Here is a 19,482-nt window from a genome sequence, read left to right as displayed (position 1 = left end):
TCATCCCCTTTGTTCTAATAAATCATTTACCATCTTTCGGAACTCTTTATTAAAGTCATCATCCATACTATTTTTTACATTTGAAAATAACATAACAAAAATTCCTTTTTCTTTATTAAAATTATTGAAAGTGTTCCAACCAGATAATACACCATGATTATGAAAATAATCTGGATATATATAAAAACTAAATGCATATTTCCGTTCTGCTGAAGGCGAAAACATTGCTTGTATACTTTGTTCAGAAAGAAGTTTTCCATTTATAATTGCTTCGTCTAACTTCTTCATATCTCCAACTGTCGTATACATCTCACCACAACCATATAGCCAATCCATGCCTAACTTCTGCGCTGGTACAAGCTCTTGATTTTTTTTCACATAACCCTTTGTAAAATTTTTATCTCCAGGTACCATATTTCCCATACCGGATTCATGCATATCTGCTTTTACAAATATGTTTTCTTTTATGTAATCTCCTAAAGGTTTTTTCGAGATATGTTCTATTATATAAGCAAGAACCATATAATTATAATCTGTATATCTCCAACCTGTTCCTGCAGGAAATTCTAAATTTTGACGTCCAATCCAATTAATTAACTGTAAACGGGAAGCAGCATTCACATTTCCTTTCGCATGTTCAGGTAAACCAGAGGTATGGGTTAATAAATGATATAGCGTAATATTTTTATTCTCCGGAAATGAAGGAATATATTTATTTACATTATCTTGAATATTCAATTTACCTTGTTCTTGCAACTGTAAAATAGATGTGGCAACAACTGTTTTCGTAATAGAACCAATACGATATTTTGTTTGAGGCGTATTTTCTATTTTATTTTGAACATCAGCATACCCATATCCTTTATTCAATATAACACGCTCTTTATCTGTTACCAAAACTGTTCCATTAAATTGCTTTCCGACTAAATATTGATCTAATTTTTGAGATATGCTAGCATAATCAATTTGTTGCTCTTCTTTTTCTTCTATATTCCCTTGTACTTCTGATTCAATAGTAGGATTCACTTTAGTTGTTAATACAGTGTTTTCCTTTATATTGGGGCTAACAAGAAAATAGTATACTCCGCCGCCAACTATAGCAGACAGTGAAGCCATCACCATTACTTTTTTTATCATATTGATCCTCCATAATTCCTTCGCTAAAAATTGTCCCCCTATTCTATTATCAAACAATAAAAAAAAATCGCAACAATTTGTTGCGAAAAATTACATTTTTTCTTTTCTATACACACATACTTGATTCTTCCCATTTTTTTTCGCTTCATATAATGCAATGTCCGCTCGTTGCATTAATTCTTCTCTTGTAGTTCCTTGTTCATATAACGCAACTCCAAAGCTAGCTGTTAGCTTCGAAATTCCAGTGAATTGCTTTGTTTCAATGAAGAATCGTAATGACTCCGCAACTTGAAATGCTTCCTTTTCTACTGTATTTGTCACTAATATAATGAATTCTTCTCCTCCCCATCTTGCAAATACATGTTGTTGCTCCACTTTAGATTTCATAAGCTCTGCAAGTTGTATTAATGCCAAATCACCAAAATCATGACCATATGTGTCATTAACCGTTTTAAAATTATCTATATCAAATAAAATGATAGCTATTTTCTCATCACTACGTATTACCTTTTCCCACTCTACCTCTAGTATTTGTTGAAACTTTAAACGATTATAAATCTCTGTCAATGAATCTACCATAGCAAGTCTTTCTTGCTCTTGATAGATTTCATCTAATTCTGTAATTTCCGTGCACTTTACAATAAATCTTGATAAATCTTCTGGCAATGGTGTCGCACGTAATAAAAAAGTGGATACTACCCCTTCATAATTTAGCATCTTAATTCTTCTACCACTTGATAAAGTATCGTCTAACCATGTTATATCATGCGTCGTCGAATAGTATCCACTTTCTCTAATAAAATGTTCAGCAAATACTAAATGTTGCTCACGATAGGCAAACAGATTTTCATATCCAAAAAAAGCTAAAAAATTTGTATTACAATCAACAATCTCATCATCTTCTACTATAAATAATAGATCATTTTGAAAATCAAACATCGTTTGAAGCAATTCCTGCTGCAAACCGACTTGCCTTACTAAAGAAAGTTGATACAAACTCTTATTCACTTCCTCTAACACTGCTTGCGGAGTTACAGGAGCTATTACAATATTACGTATTCCTAATGCAAGTACATCTGTGAATTCTTTTGTTATTTGTTGATCCCAAATGACAATGAATGTACTGTGCGGAGTATACATATTCTTTATATATTTTATTTGAGAATAATCTGTTACATACGTAATGATAATGTGTGGTTTCGTTCTTTGAAATAATAGTTCGCCCTCTTCAAAACTATTTGCTATAAACATACATTTTGGATGGATATTTTCTACCGTTTGTTGATGCTTACATCCATTTTCTATATAAAGGACATTTAACTGCAGATCTTGTAACACATTTTGGAAAACCGTATTCTCTAATAAAAAATGTAGTATGTTCATCACTAGTCTTCACTCACTTCATATATCTTGTTCTACTGAATTCCTCACAAACTTTTTTAAAAGACTGTTCTCCAATAAACTTTAATTTGTGAGAGATACATATTAACAAGCTAATTGAGAATGTTATCTTCGCTTTTCACTCTATAAATTCCTTTTTTAGTGTATGATTGTAGGAATTGTATCGTTTGTATGAATGCCCTAGCTTATTTTTAAAACTTGACAATTAAAATAAAGATATTATATTCTTAAATTCGATAACTTACAAAATGTAAGTAGTGTATATTATTTTTTTGAAAATAATTCGATATACAATTTGGAGGATATACAATGACAAACGACAACTTTTTTAACGTTCTATATGAACGCACATCTACACGTGCATTCAACCCAAATAAAGAAATCTCATCTACAGAATTACATGAGATTTTAAAAGCCGCAGCACAAGCACCTTCCGCTTGGAACTTGCAACACTGGAAATTCCTCGTTTTTCAAGGTGAAGATGTACAAAAACGATTACACCCAATAGCTTATAACCAACAACAAATTCTTGATGCTTCTGCAGTAGTCGCTATTTTAGGTGATTTAGAAGCTTATAAAAATGTTGAGCCAGTATATGGTCCAATTGTAGAACAAGGATTTATGAAAGAAGAAGCAAAAGAACGCTTAGCTAAAAATATTGAATCTGCATATGCTCGTGAACAATTCCCAAGAGATGCTGCCTTTTCAAATGCATCTTTAGCAGCAATGCAACTTATGCTTGCAGCTAAAGCAACTGGTTGGGATACTTGTGCTATTGGTGGCTTCAATCCACAAGCACTGACAGACGAATTTAACGTTTCATCTCGTTACGTTCCAATTATGCTTATTACAATTGGTGAATCAACTTTAAAAGGCCACCCTGCACCTCGTATGAGCGTAGAGCAAGTGAGTGAGTGGGCAAAATAATAAAAAACGAAGGTAACTACATTGCCTTCGTTTTTTTATTTCCTGTCATACTTTTGTAATATTACTACAAATCATTCGACATTTATACTTATGGAAAAGTATATTCTATTCCCTTATCATAAATAAACTTGACGTTTTGTGTCGAATTTTGTTTAGGTGTTGAAATATACCCGTGTATTTTTGTTACAATTATGATACAATGATAACAAATAGATAACAAGAGAGGGATTTTCATTGAGTTCATACGGAAGCTTTATCGCACTTTTATGTTACATAGTAACTGTACTGCTTCTATATTTTATTGGTGATGCCGCAAACATCTCCATTTTACAATTCCCAAAAGAAGAAGCATTCCAATTAGAATCAGAAAAACATACTGCACGATCCATTGTACCACTACTCCTAGCTCTTCCTGTATATATCATCGTTTTATATAAAAGTAAAAAAGTGTAAAGGCTACCTATTTCATTTATTTCGGTGGTTTTTACATTTTTTGTTATATTTCCCCTATTTTAAACATCATTCCATACTAAACACCCAGCTAGTCATTTAAAATGAGAAAATCCCCTAGAAAAAATTCCACTCTCTGTCCAGTCACTCACTACCGAACTTACATAGATTATAAGTGTGAAGGGGGTGATGAGGATTATGTTTGGATCATTTGGATGCTGTGATAACTTTAGAGACTGTCATCATCATGAAAGAGAGTGCAGACATCATGAGAAAGAGAAAGAGAGAGAAGTAGTTAGACCACAACAACCAGCTGTATGTAACGTACTTGCTAGCATTTCAGTTGGAACAGAACTTTCTCTTTTAAGCATTAGAGGTAATGGCACTTTCAACAATGTAATTTTTGAAGGTTTCGCTAACGGTGTTGCTCTTTTCTCTGCTTTAGCTCGTAATAACAAAGACGACAAAGATAACAATAAAGACGATAAGAACAATCAAAATCGAAATACTTTTACTGGTATTTTACGTGTATGCCCAACTGATATCGTTGCTATCGCTATCTAATTCCGTTCCTTATCCTCTATAGTAAGAAAATAAGATTTATTTTTCTCATAGAAAAAACCTGAGACCGATTTCAAATCGACTCAGGTTTTTTTATTGGTTATATGCTTTTAACTAGTTCAACAACTTCTTCAGCAGTTGACATCATTAATGCTTTTTCTGCTAATGTTTCCATTTCTGCTTTTGACAACTTGCTTAGTTGTGTTCTTGCAGGAAGAATAGATGTTGCACTCATACTGAACTCATCTAAACCTAATCCTAATAATAATGGGATAGCAAGTGAATCGCCTGCCATCTCACCACACATACCAGCCCATTTGCCTTCTTTATGAGCAGCATCGATAACCATTTTTACAAGACGTAAAATAGATGGGTTATATGGTTGGTATAAGTATGATACTTGTTCGTTCATACGGTCTGCAGCCATTGTGTATTGGATTAAATCATTTGTTCCGATAGAGAAGAAGTCAACTTCTTTCGCGAATTGATCTGCTAATACAGCTGAAGCTGGGATTTCAACCATCATACCAACTTCAATAGAATCAGAAACAGTTGTACCCGCTTCTACAAGTTTCGCTTTCTCTTCTAATAAAATTGCTTTTGCTTGACGGAACTCATCAAGAGTTGCAATCATTGGGAACATAATTTTTAAGTTACCGTATACGCTAGCACGAAGTAATGCACGAAGTTGTGTACGGAACACATCTTGCTCATCAAGACATAAGCGAATTGCACGGTATCCTAAGAATGGGTTCATTTCTTTTGGTAAATGTAAGTATGGAAGCTCTTTATCTCCACCGATGTCAAGTGTACGAACAACGACTGGTTGACCTTCTTTTACACCTTCAAGAACTGCTTTATACGCTTCGAACTGCTCTTCTTCTGTTGGAAGATTGTCACGACCCATGTATAAGAATTCTGTACGGTATAAGCCAACGCCTTCTCCGCCATTATCGATAATACCTTGTACATCATTTGGTGTTCCGATATTTGCAACAAGCTCAACGTGATGTCCATCACTTGTTACAGTAGCTTGGTCTTTTAATTTTGCCCATTCAGTTTTTTGCTCTTCAAATTTCGCTTTCTTTTCTTCAAACGAACGAAGAGTTTCTTCTGATGGGTTTACAATTACTTCTCCATCTAAACCGTCAATGATAACGATATCGCCGTTTTGGATTTTCTCCATAACAACTTTCGTACCAACAACAGCTGGAATTTCCATAGAACGAGCCATAATTGCAGAGTGAGATGTACGTCCACCGATATCAGTAGTGAAACCTTTTGCATACTTACGGTTTAACTGAGCTGTATCAGATGGTGTTAAATCTTCAGCAATAATGATTACCTCTTCAGAAATTGTACCAGGATTTGAGAAGTTAATTCCTAGTAAATGTGCAAGAACGCGTTTTGTTACGTCACGAATGTCCGCAGCACGTTCTTTCATATATTCATTATCCATGTTTTCAAACATAGAAATAAACATTGATGCAACTTCATCCATTGCAAATTCAGCATTTACTTTTTCGCTATTTACTTTATCTTTTACTGGGTTTACTAGTTCTGGATCATTTAACACTAATAAATGTGCTTCAAAGATCGCAGCTTTGTCAGCACCTAGTTCAGCAAATGCGTGGTCCTTAATAGCTTCTAATTCAGTTTTTGCTTTCTCAAGCGCAGCGTCTAAGCGTGCAATTTCTGCAGCTTCGTTTGTAATTGATTTCTTTTCGATGTTAAATTCAGGATTTTCAAGTCTGAAAGCCTTTGCAATAGCAATCCCACTTGATGCAGCGATCCCTTGAATGTTAAGAGTCATTATTCTCCTAATCCTTCGTTTTTCATAGTTTCTTCGATAGCTGCTAGTGCTTGAGCTGCATCATCACCATTTGCAGTGATTTTAATTTCTGCGTTTTGTTGAATGCCTAAAGACATAACGCCCATGATTGATTTTAAGTTAACGTTCTTTCCGTTATACTCTAAGTTAATGTCAGAACCGAATTTGCTTGCAGTGTTTACAAGTAGAGTTGCTGGACGAGCATGAATTCCTGAGTCGCTAGTTACTTTAAAGATCTTTTCCATGATTATTTATCTCCTTTAAATTACAGTTTTTTTTAGTTGTATAGACGTGAGTACTACATCATCTATTGTATATAATAGGCGATGTTCGGTCAACCACATCGCCTATTATAATTATAAACATTTTGCGTCAAATTCCTACTGAATGTCAATAATAGCGGTTTCGCCCTTCTTAACATTTCCATCTTTTTTCAATTCGACTTGTTGCCCTTGTTGTAAGTTTGTAAATACAATTGGTGTAATGATAGATGGTGCATTTTCTTTTACAAATGCAAGATCTACTTTTAATAATGGTTGGCCTTGCTTCACTTTATCACCTTGTGCTACAAGTGCCTCGAATCCTTCACCATTTAATTTTACAGTATCAATACCAAAGTGGATTAAAATTTCTTTTCCGCCTTCAGATTGAATACCAATCGCATGTTTTGTAGGGAATACATTGACAATTTCACCGTTAACTGGAGAAACTACTGTTCCTTCAGTTGGCTCAATTGCAAATCCGTCTCCCATCATTTTTCCTGAGAATACTTGGTCAGGCACTTCTGTAATTGGTAAGATTTTCCCTTCGATTGGTGATACAATTGTTTCATTTTCATCAACTTTTTGAGGAGTTTCTTCCACTTTTACAGGTTCTTCTTTTTCAACATGAGGTGTACGACCTGACATTATATCATGAATTTGTGATTTTAACGTGTCAGATTTCGGTCCGAAAATAGCTTGAATGTTATTTCCAACTTCAAGTACACCAGCTGCTCCAAGTTCTTTTAAGCGGTCTTTGTTTACATTCTTTTGTTCGTTAACTTGAACACGTAAACGAGTAATACAAGCATCTAAAGAAGCAATGTTTTCTTTACCACCAAGTGCTACTAATACTTCACGAGGAAGTTCGCCTGCTTCTGTTTTTCCTGCACCGTCATTCGCATTTGCCTCTTCACGACCAGGTGTTTTTAGATTCCATTTACGGATTGCAAAGCGGAATCCGAAGTAGTAAATAACTGCTAGTACAAGACCAACAATAATTACCCACCACCATGCTGTACGGCCTGGTAATACACCGAATAATAGGAAGTCAATTAAACCACCAGAGAATGTCATACCAATTTTAACACCTAAAATTTGCATTGTCATAAATGATAGACCAGCAAATACAGCGTGAATTCCGAATAATACTGGCGCTACGAATAAGAATGAAAATTCAAGTGGCTCTGTAATACCTGTTAAGAAAGATGTTAATGCTGCAGAACCTAAAATACCTGCTGCTAATTTTTTATTTTCTGGACGTGCTTCATGGTACATTGCTAAAGCTGCTGCTGGAAGACCGAACATCATGAACGGATACTTACCAGTTGTAAATGTACCTGCTGTTAATTCTACACCGTCTTTTAACTGTGCCATAAAGATTTTTTGGTCACCACGGATTAATTCGCCAGCTGCATTTGTATACTGACCGAATTCGAACCAGAACGGTGAATAGAAAATGTGATGTAGTCCAAATGGAATTAATGAACGTTCAATTAAACCGAATATAAATGCTGCGATTGTTCTATTTGCATCAATCATTTGATGTGAGAACGTGTTTAAGCCACCTTGAATGTATGGCCAAACGAAGCACATGATAATACCTACGATTAAAGAGAATGTTGCAGTTGCGATCGGTACGAAACGCTTACCTGCAAAGAAACCTAAGTATGATGGTAATTCAATGTTGAAGTATTTATTATAGCAATATGCCGCTACTATACCGACGATAATACCACCAAATACCCCTGTTTGTAGCGTTGGAATACCTAATACGTTTGCATACGCTGGATCTGCAAATCCAATTTTTACTGGGTCTGCTCCAGAACTTGTTACTTTCACTAGCTTATCTACTTCTAAGAACACACTCATCGTTTTGTTCATAATTAAGTAGCCGACGAATGCTGCTAAACCAGCTACTCCATCTCCACCAGCTAAACCAATTGCTACCCCAACTGCGAATAATAATGCAAGGTTAGCGAAAATAATATCACCAGATTGTTCCATAATTTTTGCAACCATTACGAACCAATCTGCTTTTAAAGCAGGAATAACATTTGTTAACTGTGGATTTTGAAATGCATTACCAAATCCAAGTAAAATACCTGCTGCCGGTAAAATCGCTACTGGAAGCATTAACGCTTTTCCGACTTTTTGAAGAACACCAAAGATCTTCTTAAACATGGAAACCCTTCCTCTCTTATCTATATTGATACCTTCCGACAAACGCCAAAAAGACATGAGGAAAAAAAGATAGAACGATAGCTATACAAAGGGTAGTATATCCCTTTCTCTAGCTTACATTCCTTACTTTTCTCCACTCATGCCTGATCGAATCAGTAACACGTGTCAAAAATAGGTTTACGTATAAGTTCACTATAATTAAGGCAAACGTTTTCGTTACTCACCTTAATGTGTTTGTCGAAATTTGTATAACTTTGCAATAGTTATTATACATAACTATTGTAAGCGATTCAATCATTTTTTTTAACGTTTTCATTTTAGACAAAAATATATGACTTATTACACATGCTCTGCCTTGACTAAGCGTTGCAAGTGCATCGTCAAATAAATACTTTCAGCTTCATATACAGGTAGTTGCAACTCTTTTTGCATGACTTTAACTAGCTTCCAAGCTACGTTATAGCAAACTGGATACTCCGCCTTTAATAAATCAGCAAAACTTTGCGATTCTTCTACTTTTTCTCCTTTTTTCACCCTCTCAATAGCATATTGAAGATGACGAATAAGGCGTAAATAATGAATGCTCTCTTGATCTAATGTAATTTCTAAGTTTGTCTCAATTAAAGATACAAGTTGTGCAATGAGACGGGAGTTTTGATTAACTGAAGATAAATCAGAATTTGTAAGCGAACTGTAAATGTGAAGTGCAATAAAACCAATTTCTCCTTCTGGCAATGTAATTTGCAAACGAGAATTTAAAAGTTCTACAACACCTTCCGCAATTTCATATTCCTCTGGATAGAGCATTTTTGTTTCAACTAAAAAAGGATTATCAATTGTAAGTCCTTGTTTTAACCTTTTAATTGCAAATGAAATATGATCTGTTAACGCAATATGAATATGTTCATTTAGTGGAGATTTCGCTTTTTCTTGAATGTACAGCATAATATCGTTCATCAATTCAATTAATTTTTCACTAACATGCGGCACTAATAATTTATATTGTTCACGATCACGTTCATTTTTTAAGACAAACATTTTTTCGATTTGTTCTTGCTCCAATACATCTTTCGCTTTTTTCCCAAATCCAATTCCTTTACCAATCACTACTACTTCCTCGTGTTCAGGATGGCTAGCAATGATGACATTATTATTTAAAACTTTTTTAATTTCTAGATAATTATTCATATAACACCACCCTCGTACTTAAATAGCCTACTTTTATGTTACAGAATATTCTTCTTTGTCGTCAATGTAAAACATCTGCCATTTAATAAAAATTCATTTTTTAGACATGTTTATATATGATGCGTATAATGTAAGAGCAACTGTACATAGAAAGGAGATAACAGCATGATTAAAATGTTTGTAAGTGATATCGATGGTACAATGATGCAACACGGAGGTCTTATTGATGAACAAGATGTTACGGCACTACGCAGCCTCGCCGAGCAAAATGTTATTCTTTGCTTCGCTTCCGGAAGACTTGATAATGAAATTGCAGACTTAATGAAAGCTGTAAATACAAATTTTCATCGTATTAGTGTAAATGGTGTTTTTGTATATACACATGAAAATAAACAACTATTATCTGCAACTTTTGATTCCAGCATACTTCCCGATTTGTTAGCTATGACGAATGAAAATCCTTATTTCCGTTATGTAAGTGATGAGCATAATTATTACATTGAAGAGAAAACACCTTTTATTCAAGAACTTGAACAACAAGTAACAATGACTTCTGTTGAAGAACCAAACTTACTACAGAAGATTGATGATACAATTTTCCCAAATAAAATTTCTGTCGGTGGAACAAAGGAGAGCTTACAACTCCTTCAAAAAAAAATTGATGAAAAATTCCACGGGAAAGTTAGTACTTTCATCTCAGCAGAACAATGTTTAGATGTAATGCCACCGAATGTTAGTAAAGGCTCTGCCATTTCTGTTTTATTAAATGAGTTTCAAATAAAACCTGAGGAAATTGCTTGTATAGGGGATTCTTACAATGATATTCCTATGTTTTCTTTAACTCCTCACAGTTTTGCTATGTCGCAAGCAGATGATGCAGTAAAAAAACACGCTCACTATGTAGTAAATCACGTCAAAGATGCTGTTAACCACGTAATTGCTCATAATAAAAATACGACTCATTCCTTATAAGGATGAGTCGTATTTTTATTTCTTTACATGTTATCCATTTTCATTTCGACTGTACTTCACAAACTGAAATATACTATTTGTTACGTGCGATATTCGTAATAAATTTATAACGATCTCCACGATAAATACATTTCACGTACTCTAGCGGTATCTCACCTTCTGAATATGACCATTGACGCATTACAAGTACAGGCGCCTTTTTAGGAATATGCAGATGTTCAGCTTCATTTTCCGTCGCAACAGAAGCTTCAATTGACTGAGTAGCGCTAACAAGTTTAAAGCCCAGTTTTTTCTCTAAATGTTCATATAAAGATTGTTGCAATATCTCTTCGTTAATATCTTTTACAAGAGCTGGCGACAAATATGTCGTCTCAAAAGCAATCGGTTCATCATCAGCTAAGCGAATACGCCTCACTTCATAAACCGATTCCCCCTCCTGTATTCTCAACCGGTCTGCTATTTTAGCAGTAGCTGGAACTAGGCGGAAACTAAGTAATTGACTACTTGGGTTCATTCCACGAGAAATCATATCTTCTGTGAATCCCGTCATTCCTTGCAATTTTTGTTCCACTTTCGGAAGTTGGACAAATGTTCCAATTCCACGCTTCCGATATAAATAGCCTTGTTCCACTAAATTATTAATCGCCTGTCTGATTGTCATACGACTCACTTCGAACTTATCACAAAGTTCATTCTCAGATGGGATTTTATCTCCCGGCTTCCATTCGCCGTCCTCAATTAGCTGTTTCACCCACTCTTGAATCTGATAATAGATCGGAAATGGTGAATACTTGTCGATGTTCATCAGCAATCGCCTCACTGCATAAAGATAGAGCTTCTTGATCTGCGATTACGGTTACATTCGGATGACGTTGTAAAACTGTAGCCGGACACTCTTCACTATATTCACCTTGCAATAATTCTTTAACAGCTTCTGCCTTTTTAGAACCCATAGCAACAAGTAGAACTTGTTTCGCTTTCATAATGCTTCCAATTCCCATTGTAATCGCATGAGTTGGCACATCTTCTTCTTTTTCGAAGAAGCGAAGGTTTGCTTGGCGTGTAGATTCTGTTAATTCAACAATGTTCGTTGGAGAATTAAACGGTGTTCCTGGCTCATTAAATCCGATGTGACCGTTTTCACCGATTCCAAGAATCTGTAGGTCAACTGGGTTAGCAGTTAGAATGCCCTCGTAACGTTTGCACTCTTCCTCTAAATCACTTGCCATCCCGTTTGGTACATAAGTTTGTTTAAATGGAAGATGATCAAACAACTGTTCTTGCATGAAATAGTGATAGCTGTTTTTATCTTCATGTGGTAAATTTACGTACTCATCTAAGTTTACAGTGGTTACACGGCTTGTATCAAGTTTATTTTTTCGCATTTCTGCATAAATACCTAATGGAGAGCTTCCTGTAGCCATTCCTAATGTTGGATTTTCTTTTGTTTTTACAACTTCTTCAATTAATTTATAACCTGCTTCGGCTAGTTCTTCTGGAGTTTTTACAACAAGAATATTCATTTAATTACTTCCCTTCCTTCATATGAATTCCTAAACGAACCGTATCATATACATGTAAATCTTCATTCATCACAACAAAGTCTGCATCTTTTCCTACTGCTAATGCACCTTTATTATTTAATCCAAACTCTTCTGCTTGGTTAACTGATGTCATCAGTACTGCATCTTCGATTGAACAACCCGTAAATTCAATTACATTTCGGAAAGCTTGATCCATTTTTAGAATACTACCAGCTAACGTTCCATCTTCTAATCGAGCACTACCATCTTTTACATGTACTGGCTGTCCGCCAAGCTCATATAATCCATCTTCAAGACCTTTTGCGCGCATTGCGTCAGTAATAACACTTACTTTTTTCGGTCCTTTTAACTTATATGCTAATTTCACCATATCAGGGTGAATATGAATACCATCTGTAATTACTTCAACCATTACATCTGGATTTAATAACACATGACCAACAACTCCTGGTTCACGGTGATGTAATCCACGCATTTGATTGTATAAATGTGTCGCATGTGTAATCTTTCTATTTTTTAGTTGCGCATCAATTGCATCTGTATGCCCCATTGTGCCCACTACACCAGTTTCAGCAAGATATTGTTCAAACTCTAATGCTCCCTCTTCTTCTGGTGCATATGTTACTAATTTAATTAAATTCCCACTTGCTTCTTGCCATTGTTTAAATTGCTCAATATTTGCAGGAACGATATGTTCAAGTGGTTGTGCACCTGCACGTTTCTTTGAAACATAAGGTCCTTCTAAGTGAATATATTCGAAATGCGCTCCTTTTTCTTTTGCTTCTTTCGCAGCAGTTAGCGCTGCTTCAATTGCCTCTGGAGCTTGTGTCATTGTTGTCGGGAAGTAAGTTGTAACCCCTTCTTTTAACATTTCTTTACCTAGAGTTACTAACCCATCGCTATTTGCATCCATCGCATCAATATCGTATCCACCATGAATATGAACATCGATCATACCTGGAATTACAATCTTCCCTGTAGCATCAAAAACAGTTTCATTTTCTTGTGGTACATATTGAGCCATCAAACCAATTTCTTTAATGGTTTCTGCGTAACGGATAAATCCGTTTTCCACTATTTCTTGACCTGTGTAAATTTTGGCATTGATGACAATTTGCGTTTTCATTTTCATCGATCCTTTCCCATGAAATACCTACTTGTTATTATTACCTTATTCGCCTAGTTCCATCTTAATATATGCACGAGTAGTTGTCTATACATTCTAATGAAATTTCCTTTTTATTCAACAAAAAAGGAAATTTCTTACGTCCCTTATAATTATAATATATATTATTCATTTTTCCAAAAAGGGACAGTATCCACCCCTAATATAGAAATCACTTCAACAATGGCATTAACCCGCTAGACTCTAACATAACATGTTCACCATCTGTTTCTATTTCTACTGTACGTTTATTCGTTCTATATACCATTATACCGTGCCTTTTTAAGCGTTTTACTACACTTTGATGAGGATGTCCATACGGATTACTACTCCCGTAAGACAGAATAGCAAACTGCGGTTCCACTTTTTTTATAAACGTTTCACTTGTTGAAGTATACGAGCCGTGATGCCCCACTTTTAAAACATCTGCATGTACATCAAATTGTTTTAATATTTCATGTTCTGTCCGTACATCCGCGTCACCCATTAATAAAAAATCCGCTTTTCCATATCGCACCTTTAAAACAATTGAGGATTCATTATTTTCATCTTTTGATTTCCCATTGTTTAATACTTGTATAGAAACATGTGGATCCAGCGGTATATATTGCCCTTCCTTTACTGAAACGAAAGGTATCCCTCTTTTTTTAATATTATTCCGATATGTATGATAAGTAAGAGAACTATATGTTTTTCCGCTATCTAATATAAGCGATACCGGCATTTGCTCTACAATTGGAATTAGCCCCCCTATATGATCCATATCAGGATGGGTACTGACAATTACATCTAAATGATTAATCCCTTTCTCAATTAATTTCTGAATAATAACCTCTCCTGCTTCATAAGGTCCTCCATCAATTAACATTGTTTGTCCGTTTGGCATTATGATAAGTGTTGCATCACCTTGCCCCACTTTTAAAAAGCTCACTTTCATTTTACTAAGATGTTGCCGATGCATATGTAAAGGAGACGTAGTATGAATAGACATCATATACCTTTTAGCTGATGCGCTATTTAAAGAAAAACATAATAAAACAGAAACTAATAATAGAATAATCCGCATACCTCTCATAACTCGTCTCCTTTTTTCATTTAGTATGGCACTGTAAATAATTGATATACAAAAAAAGCTTAGCAAAATGCTAAGCTTTTATTTCGATATCTCTTGTAAGGAACCGAAGAATAAATCCGCTTCATTCATTTGTTCATTCTCTTCAGAAAGCGGCGGTAAATCATCTAATGTTTTCAATCCAAATGTGTCCAAAAATTCTTTTGTTGTTCCGTATAAAATAGGACGCCCTGGTCCTTCTGCTCTTCCCATTTCTTTTATAAGTAAATGTGAAACCAACGTTTGTAACGCCTTATCGGTTTTAACTCCTCTAATCTCTTCCATTTCAGTCCTTGTGATTGGTTGACGATATGCAACAATCGCTAACGTTTCAAGGGCAGCTTGTGAGAGTGAAGCAGCTGTTGGTGTATCTATTAATTTTTGATAATATGAAGCATGTTCTTTCTTTGTAGCAAAACGATATACTTTTGCATACTGTACAATTTGCAAACCACGGTTTGTACCTTCACATTCTTGTTGCATTTCTTCTAAAATATTAATTACTTCATTCATTTCAATTTCAAGAACTTTCGCTATTTGTTCTGGATAAATCCCTTCATCACCAGAAACAAATAAAAGGCCTTCAATAATTGACTTTTGTTCTTTCCTATCCATTTCACGAGCTCCTTCCTTCTATTTTCCCATAAAAATACACATCAAAAAACCGAATCACAATCAATGCGTTCGGTTCAATATTTCTTCTCTTGTTCCAAACGATACATTAAAACATAACATGAGATAAAGTGTTTCTATCCCAATTTCATATACTTGCTCTATGCAGATTTATTAGAGCTTGATACGAAAATTTCATCAAAATTATGTTCTTGCTCAATTATGATTTGTTGATTTTTCATAAGTTCCAGAACTGCTAAAAATGTTACAACCATTATTTCACGTTCATCATCAACAAACAAATCATGAAAACTTTGGCGACCACCCTTTATTTTTAACTGCTTTAAAATATCAGTCATTCGCTGTTCAATTGGTATTTCTTGACGAGTAATACGTGTTGTTACAGGTTTTTTTGCCTTTTTACGGCGCATTAATTTTTGAAATGCCGCTAGCATATCATATAACGTAACATCAAGAGGCAAGCTTGTCTCTTCTTCTTGTTGCAACGATGTAAAGTCAATTGGTGGACGTGTATATAGCTGTGCTCTTTCTTGTTCTCTTTCTTTTAACTCAGTAGCAACTTGCTTATATTTCTTATATTCAATTAACCTCTCCATCAATTCTTGACGAGGATCATCTATAAAATCATCACCGTTATCAAGTACATCTTCTTCATGTTTCGGCAACAACATTTTACTTTTAATTTGTAATAACGTTGCGGCCATTACTAAATACTCACTTGCAACATCTAATTGCAGTTCTTTCATCGTATGCACATAAGATAAATATTGCTCTGTAATATCTGCTACAGGAATATTATATATATCAATTTCATAACGATGTATTAAATGTAACAATAGATCTAAAGGCCCTTCAAAAGCCTCTACTTTAAAATTATATTGCACAAAGCATCCCACCACATTTTTTCTATAACAACATAAGTATAGAGCATACTCATGTTCTATCCAACCTTTTTAAGAAATTTAATTAAAAATAGACCGATGCCTATGTCATCATGCCCACCACTTCATATGATAACAGTGTAGTAAGAACAATGTAGGAGGTCAAAAAACTATGGGTCACGTTGATTGTGGTTTTAGCGGTGGGTTCGCATTACTTGTTGTACTGTTTATTTTGCTAATTATTGTAGGAGCAGCTTGCTTCTGCTAATATGAACAATAACGGCTAGGGGGAAATCTCCTAGTCGTTTATTGTTCATATTTCTATGATACACTTATATGTATAACCGTTAGATAGGGGCGAGAAAACATGTATCCTACCGAATACATACAATTTTTAATTCATTTCCAAGGAGATTACGACTATTTTGAATGCCACGAAATACTAGAAGAGTACTGGAAGACAAAACCAAGAGGAAATCGTGATCATTACTTAGTTGGTCTCATTCAAATTGCAGTTTCTTTATACCACCAAAGACGTGCTAACTGGAATGGTTCCACAAAAATGATGAAAAGCGCAATCACAATTTTAGAAAAAAGCGGTGTGTCTTTACAACGTTTAGGAATTAATCAAGTACAACTTCTTTCCTTGCTCAATGAAAGATTGCAATCTATCCATAAAAAAGAACGTTTTGTACCTTTATTTTTACCCTTATCAGATCCATTGTTAGAGAAGCAGTGCATAGAGTTATGCAAAAAACAAAACCTCTCTTGGAAAGACTTGAATGCTATTCCAAGTGAATATATTATACACAAGCACACTTTGCGTGATCGCACAGAGGTCATTACTGAACGAAACGAACAATTACAAAAAAGAAAGCAGAGATAATAAACTACTTATCCCTGCTTTCACGAATGTATATTTTGTTCTAGCCCTTTACATTTTTCGCAAAAACTTGCTGTTTGCTCATTTCCGCAAATTGTAAACTCAAGAAATTTACTCTTTAACTCTTGAACCATCTTCGTTCCAATCCCCACATGACGGTGGGACGGATTTACACTTAAATGCTGGATTTCTAATACTTGATTCTCTTTTTTTACAATCCCCATTATTCCAACAAAATCTTCATTTTCTTTCCACAAATACAATTGCCAATCATCTTTTGCTTCATATTCTTTCATTGTCAATTGTAATGTTTTCACATCTTTTTCAGTTGGCATAAACGAAAGAAGCCCCATTGCAATTTTTTCATAACTTTTTTTAAAACGAATTAACATAACCCTTATCCCTTCTCACAAAAGTTACAAACTAGTAATCCCCTCAATCACTCTTTTCATATCACATTCATTTTACAATATTTTCAACAGAGTGAGAAGAGTCTAAAACAACTTGATAATCATACAAAGCGAAAAGAAGAAAGTCAAATCTATGTTTCAGCACTATTCCTTTAATAAATAGAGTGAAAAAAATAAAATTTTATATGGAATGAAAAGAAACATATCATTCAACATCACTTCGTTAATAGTTCCCCTAAAACAGCACAATTCTAGCAAAATTAATATAACAAAAAATATTTGTTGAAACATATAATGTAATGTATTCTATGTAATTTGTTAAAGCTTTGTTCTCACAAGCAATATATTTTAGCAACAATACTACTTGTATGATGAGCTATAGAAGAAGTACTCAATCTCATTAAAAATAAAAAAGAGAGCAAAAGCTCTCTTTTTCCTTACCTTATTCTTCCCAAACTTTAACTTCTTTCATTACATCGCCTTGACGCATTTTTAATACTGTTTCAATACCGCTTGTTGCTTTACCAAATACAGTATGAACGCCATCTAAATGTGGCTGTGGCTCATGAACAACAAAGAATTGGCTACCGCCTGTGTTACGGCCAGCGTGAGCCATAGAAAGTGATCCTACAAGGTGTCTATGAGGGTTTCCATCAGTTTCACATGGAATAGAGTAACCTGGACCACCAGCACCTGTACCTGTTGGGTCTCCTCCTTGGCTTACGAAGCCAGGAATAACACGGTGGAATGTAACACCGTCATAAAATCCTTGCTCTGCTAATTTTTTAAAATTTTCTACTGTTTTTGGCGCTTCTTCTGGGAAAAATTCCAATTCGATTTTTTCACCGTTTTCCATTAATATGTATCCTAAAGTTTTCATATGTATATGTCTCCTTTCAACTATCTCAGCACTATATTACCACATTCATGACTAGAAACAAAAAGAATCCGACAATCTAGATACTTCTTTTTTGAAATGTGGAAAAAGCTAGGTGACAAATAAGAAATATATACTATAATAACTTTGTTGCCCGAAAATTTTAGAAAGAGAAAGGGAGCGGTTTTTCGTGAAAACGAAATTATTAGCTCTGCTATTAGCTGTAACGGTATTTATAATGCCAACAGCTTCATTTGCAGACATCATCGAGGGAGAATCAATTGTTACACTAGGAGAGAACTTATCCGAACAACAAAAACAAGATCTGTTAAAAGAAATGAAAGCACCGAAAGATGCTACAATTATCACTGTATCTAATGCGGAAGAACATAAATTTCTAGAAGGCATTGTTCCAAAAGCACAAATTGGTACGAGAGCAATTTCTTCTTCTATGATTACATACACAAAACCAGGATCTGGTCTTATTGTACGATCAAAGAACATTAACTGGGTAACAGATGCAATGTACACTAACGCTTTGATTACAGCAGGTGTAAAAGATGCAGAAATTCAAATTACTGCACCTTTTAAAGTTTCAGGAACTGCAGCTTTAACTGGATTAATGAAAGCATATGAAACTGCGTCCAATAAACCAATTCCGGAAGAAGTTAAAAAAGTAGCGAATGAAGAAATGGTACAAACAGCCCAGCTTGGTGATAAAATTGGTGAAGAAAAAGCAGTTCAACTTGTTGCAAAAATTAAAGAAGAAATTGCAAAAGAACAGCCAAAAACAACAGAAGATTTACGTTCATTAATTAAAAAAATTGCTGATCAACTCGGCATTACATTAACAGATGAACAGTTAGATAACCTAGTAGCGTTATTTGATAAAATGAAGAATCTTAATATCGATTGGAATCAAGTTGGTAGTCAATTAAACAAAGCAAAAGAACACGTTTCTGCCTTTTTAGGATCTGAAGAAGGACAAAGTTTTCTAGATAAAGTGAAAGATTTCTTCTCAAGTATCATTGATTTTGTTAAATCTTTATTCAAGTAAAAAAGAAGCC

21 protein-coding genes are annotated in these 19,482 nt (G+C 34.7%); 7 read left to right on the top strand and 14 right to left on the bottom strand.

Annotation, left to right across the window (positions count from 1 at the left end; all coding sequences use genetic code 11):
- Positions 1–1,137: a serine hydrolase gene (locus AC1Q8L_RS12325; RefSeq protein WP_000592902.1), complete on the bottom strand. Its 1,137-nt coding sequence runs from the start codon at positions 1,135–1,137 to the stop codon at positions 1–3.
- Positions 1,138–1,227: 90 nt separating this feature from the next.
- On the bottom strand, positions 1,228–2,520 hold the full coding sequence (locus tag AC1Q8L_RS12320) for a GGDEF domain-containing protein (protein WP_001023187.1): 1,293 nt from the start codon (positions 2,518–2,520) through the stop codon (positions 1,228–1,230).
- A 327-nt stretch (positions 2,521–2,847) separates the two neighbouring features.
- Between AC1Q8L_RS12320 and AC1Q8L_RS12315 the strand changes: the two genes are divergently transcribed.
- The 3 genes from AC1Q8L_RS12315 (at position 2,848) to AC1Q8L_RS12305 (ending at position 4,479) form a co-directional block, all read left to right on the top strand.
- Complete coding sequence (locus AC1Q8L_RS12315; protein ID WP_000180387.1) at positions 2,848–3,465, top strand: nitroreductase family protein; 618 nt, start codon at positions 2,848–2,850, stop codon at positions 3,463–3,465.
- Between the two features lie 234 nt (positions 3,466–3,699).
- Positions 3,700–3,918: a hypothetical protein gene (locus tag AC1Q8L_RS12310; RefSeq protein ID WP_000100485.1), complete on the top strand. Its 219-nt coding sequence runs from the start codon at positions 3,700–3,702 to the stop codon at positions 3,916–3,918.
- 195 nt (positions 3,919–4,113) lie between these two features.
- Positions 4,114–4,479 (top strand): DUF3915 domain-containing protein, encoded by a 366-nt coding sequence (locus tag AC1Q8L_RS12305; protein ID WP_000468017.1) that lies wholly within the window; start codon positions 4,114–4,116, stop codon positions 4,477–4,479.
- Positions 4,480–4,576: 97 nt separating this feature from the next.
- On the opposite strand, the gene ptsP is transcribed toward AC1Q8L_RS12305, so the two are convergent.
- The 4 genes from ptsP to glcT form a co-directional block, all read right to left on the bottom strand.
- Entirely contained in the window at positions 4,577–6,289 is a 1,713-nt protein-coding gene (gene ptsP / locus AC1Q8L_RS12300) for a phosphoenolpyruvate--protein phosphotransferase (protein ID WP_000174216.1), read from the bottom strand.
- Positions 6,289–6,552, bottom strand: a complete 264-nt coding sequence (ptsH, locus tag AC1Q8L_RS12295; protein WP_000411080.1) for a phosphocarrier protein HPr — start codon at positions 6,550–6,552, stop codon at positions 6,289–6,291. Before ptsH ends, ptsP begins: the two co-directional genes overlap by 1 nt.
- Before the next feature lie 135 nt (positions 6,553–6,687).
- Positions 6,688–8,751 carry a PTS glucose transporter subunit IIABC gene (gene ptsG / locus AC1Q8L_RS12290; RefSeq protein ID WP_061659903.1) on the bottom strand — a complete coding sequence of 688 codons (2,064 nt, stop codon included), beginning with the start codon at positions 8,749–8,751 and terminating at the stop codon, positions 6,688–6,690.
- Between the two features lie 339 nt (positions 8,752–9,090).
- Complete coding sequence (glcT, locus tag AC1Q8L_RS12285) at positions 9,091–9,939, bottom strand: glucose PTS transporter transcription antiterminator GlcT (protein ID WP_001067322.1); 849 nt, start codon at positions 9,937–9,939, stop codon at positions 9,091–9,093.
- Positions 9,940–10,104: 165 nt separating this feature from the next.
- Between glcT and AC1Q8L_RS12280 the strand changes: the two genes are divergently transcribed.
- Positions 10,105–10,911 (top strand): HAD family hydrolase, encoded by an 807-nt coding sequence (locus tag AC1Q8L_RS12280; RefSeq protein ID WP_098311699.1) that lies wholly within the window; start codon positions 10,105–10,107, stop codon positions 10,909–10,911.
- A gap of 73 nt (positions 10,912–10,984) precedes the next feature.
- Here the strand turns inward: AC1Q8L_RS12280 and AC1Q8L_RS12275 are convergent, their stop codons facing one another.
- From AC1Q8L_RS12275 to AC1Q8L_RS12250, 6 genes are all read right to left on the bottom strand, one after another.
- Complete coding sequence (locus AC1Q8L_RS12275) at positions 10,985–11,716, bottom strand: GntR family transcriptional regulator (RefSeq protein WP_014894892.1); 732 nt, start codon at positions 11,714–11,716, stop codon at positions 10,985–10,987.
- Positions 11,646–12,434, bottom strand: a complete 789-nt coding sequence (gene nagB, locus AC1Q8L_RS12270; RefSeq protein WP_001024208.1) for a glucosamine-6-phosphate deaminase — start codon at positions 12,432–12,434, stop codon at positions 11,646–11,648. The genes AC1Q8L_RS12275 and nagB overlap by 71 nt, the downstream gene beginning before the upstream one ends.
- Positions 12,435–12,438: 4 nt before the next feature.
- On the bottom strand, positions 12,439–13,581 hold the full coding sequence (nagA, locus tag AC1Q8L_RS12265; protein WP_001987227.1) for an N-acetylglucosamine-6-phosphate deacetylase: 1,143 nt from the start codon (positions 13,579–13,581) through the stop codon (positions 12,439–12,441).
- Positions 13,582–13,792: 211 nt separating this feature from the next.
- Entirely contained in the window at positions 13,793–14,695 is a 903-nt protein-coding gene (locus tag AC1Q8L_RS12260; RefSeq protein ID WP_001214828.1) for a ComEC/Rec2 family competence protein, read from the bottom strand.
- 78 nt (positions 14,696–14,773) lie between these two features.
- Positions 14,774–15,346: a segregation/condensation protein ScpB gene (scpB, locus tag AC1Q8L_RS12255; protein ID WP_025118451.1), complete on the bottom strand. Its 573-nt coding sequence runs from the start codon at positions 15,344–15,346 to the stop codon at positions 14,774–14,776.
- Positions 15,347–15,504: 158 nt separating this feature from the next.
- The gene (locus AC1Q8L_RS12250; protein WP_001199751.1) at positions 15,505–16,248 is read right to left on the bottom strand and encodes a segregation/condensation protein A; all 744 of its coding nucleotides are present in this window, start codon (positions 16,246–16,248) and stop codon (positions 15,505–15,507) included.
- Positions 16,249–16,417: 169 nt separating this feature from the next.
- Here AC1Q8L_RS12250 and AC1Q8L_RS12245 point away from each other — a divergent pair, with 169 nt between their 5' ends.
- A complete protein-coding gene (locus tag AC1Q8L_RS12245) occupies positions 16,418–16,513 on the top strand; it encodes a YjcZ family sporulation protein (RefSeq protein ID WP_000510194.1) in 96 nt (31 codons plus the stop codon).
- A gap of 99 nt (positions 16,514–16,612) precedes the next feature.
- Entirely contained in the window at positions 16,613–17,131 is a 519-nt protein-coding gene (locus AC1Q8L_RS12240) for a DUF309 domain-containing protein (protein ID WP_000283610.1), read from the top strand.
- A 20-nt stretch (positions 17,132–17,151) separates the two neighbouring features.
- Here the strand turns inward: AC1Q8L_RS12240 and ribT are convergent, their stop codons facing one another.
- Both ribT and AC1Q8L_RS12230 read right to left on the bottom strand, forming a co-directional pair.
- Complete coding sequence (ribT, locus tag AC1Q8L_RS12235) at positions 17,152–17,520, bottom strand: GNAT family N-acetyltransferase RibT (RefSeq protein ID WP_000908401.1); 369 nt, start codon at positions 17,518–17,520, stop codon at positions 17,152–17,154.
- 460 nt (positions 17,521–17,980) lie between these two features.
- Positions 17,981–18,418 (bottom strand): peptidylprolyl isomerase, encoded by a 438-nt coding sequence (locus AC1Q8L_RS12230; protein ID WP_016080395.1) that lies wholly within the window; start codon positions 18,416–18,418, stop codon positions 17,981–17,983.
- A 187-nt stretch (positions 18,419–18,605) separates the two neighbouring features.
- Between AC1Q8L_RS12230 and AC1Q8L_RS12225 the strand changes: the two genes are divergently transcribed.
- On the top strand, positions 18,606–19,472 hold the full coding sequence (locus AC1Q8L_RS12225) for a DUF1002 domain-containing protein (protein ID WP_000850506.1): 867 nt from the start codon (positions 18,606–18,608) through the stop codon (positions 19,470–19,472).
- Positions 19,473–19,482: the final 10 nt, after the last annotated feature.

This window comes from Bacillus sp. GW823-FHT06A11 (assembly GCF_058795355.1).
This window is presented reverse-complemented; position numbering and strand designations above follow the sequence as displayed.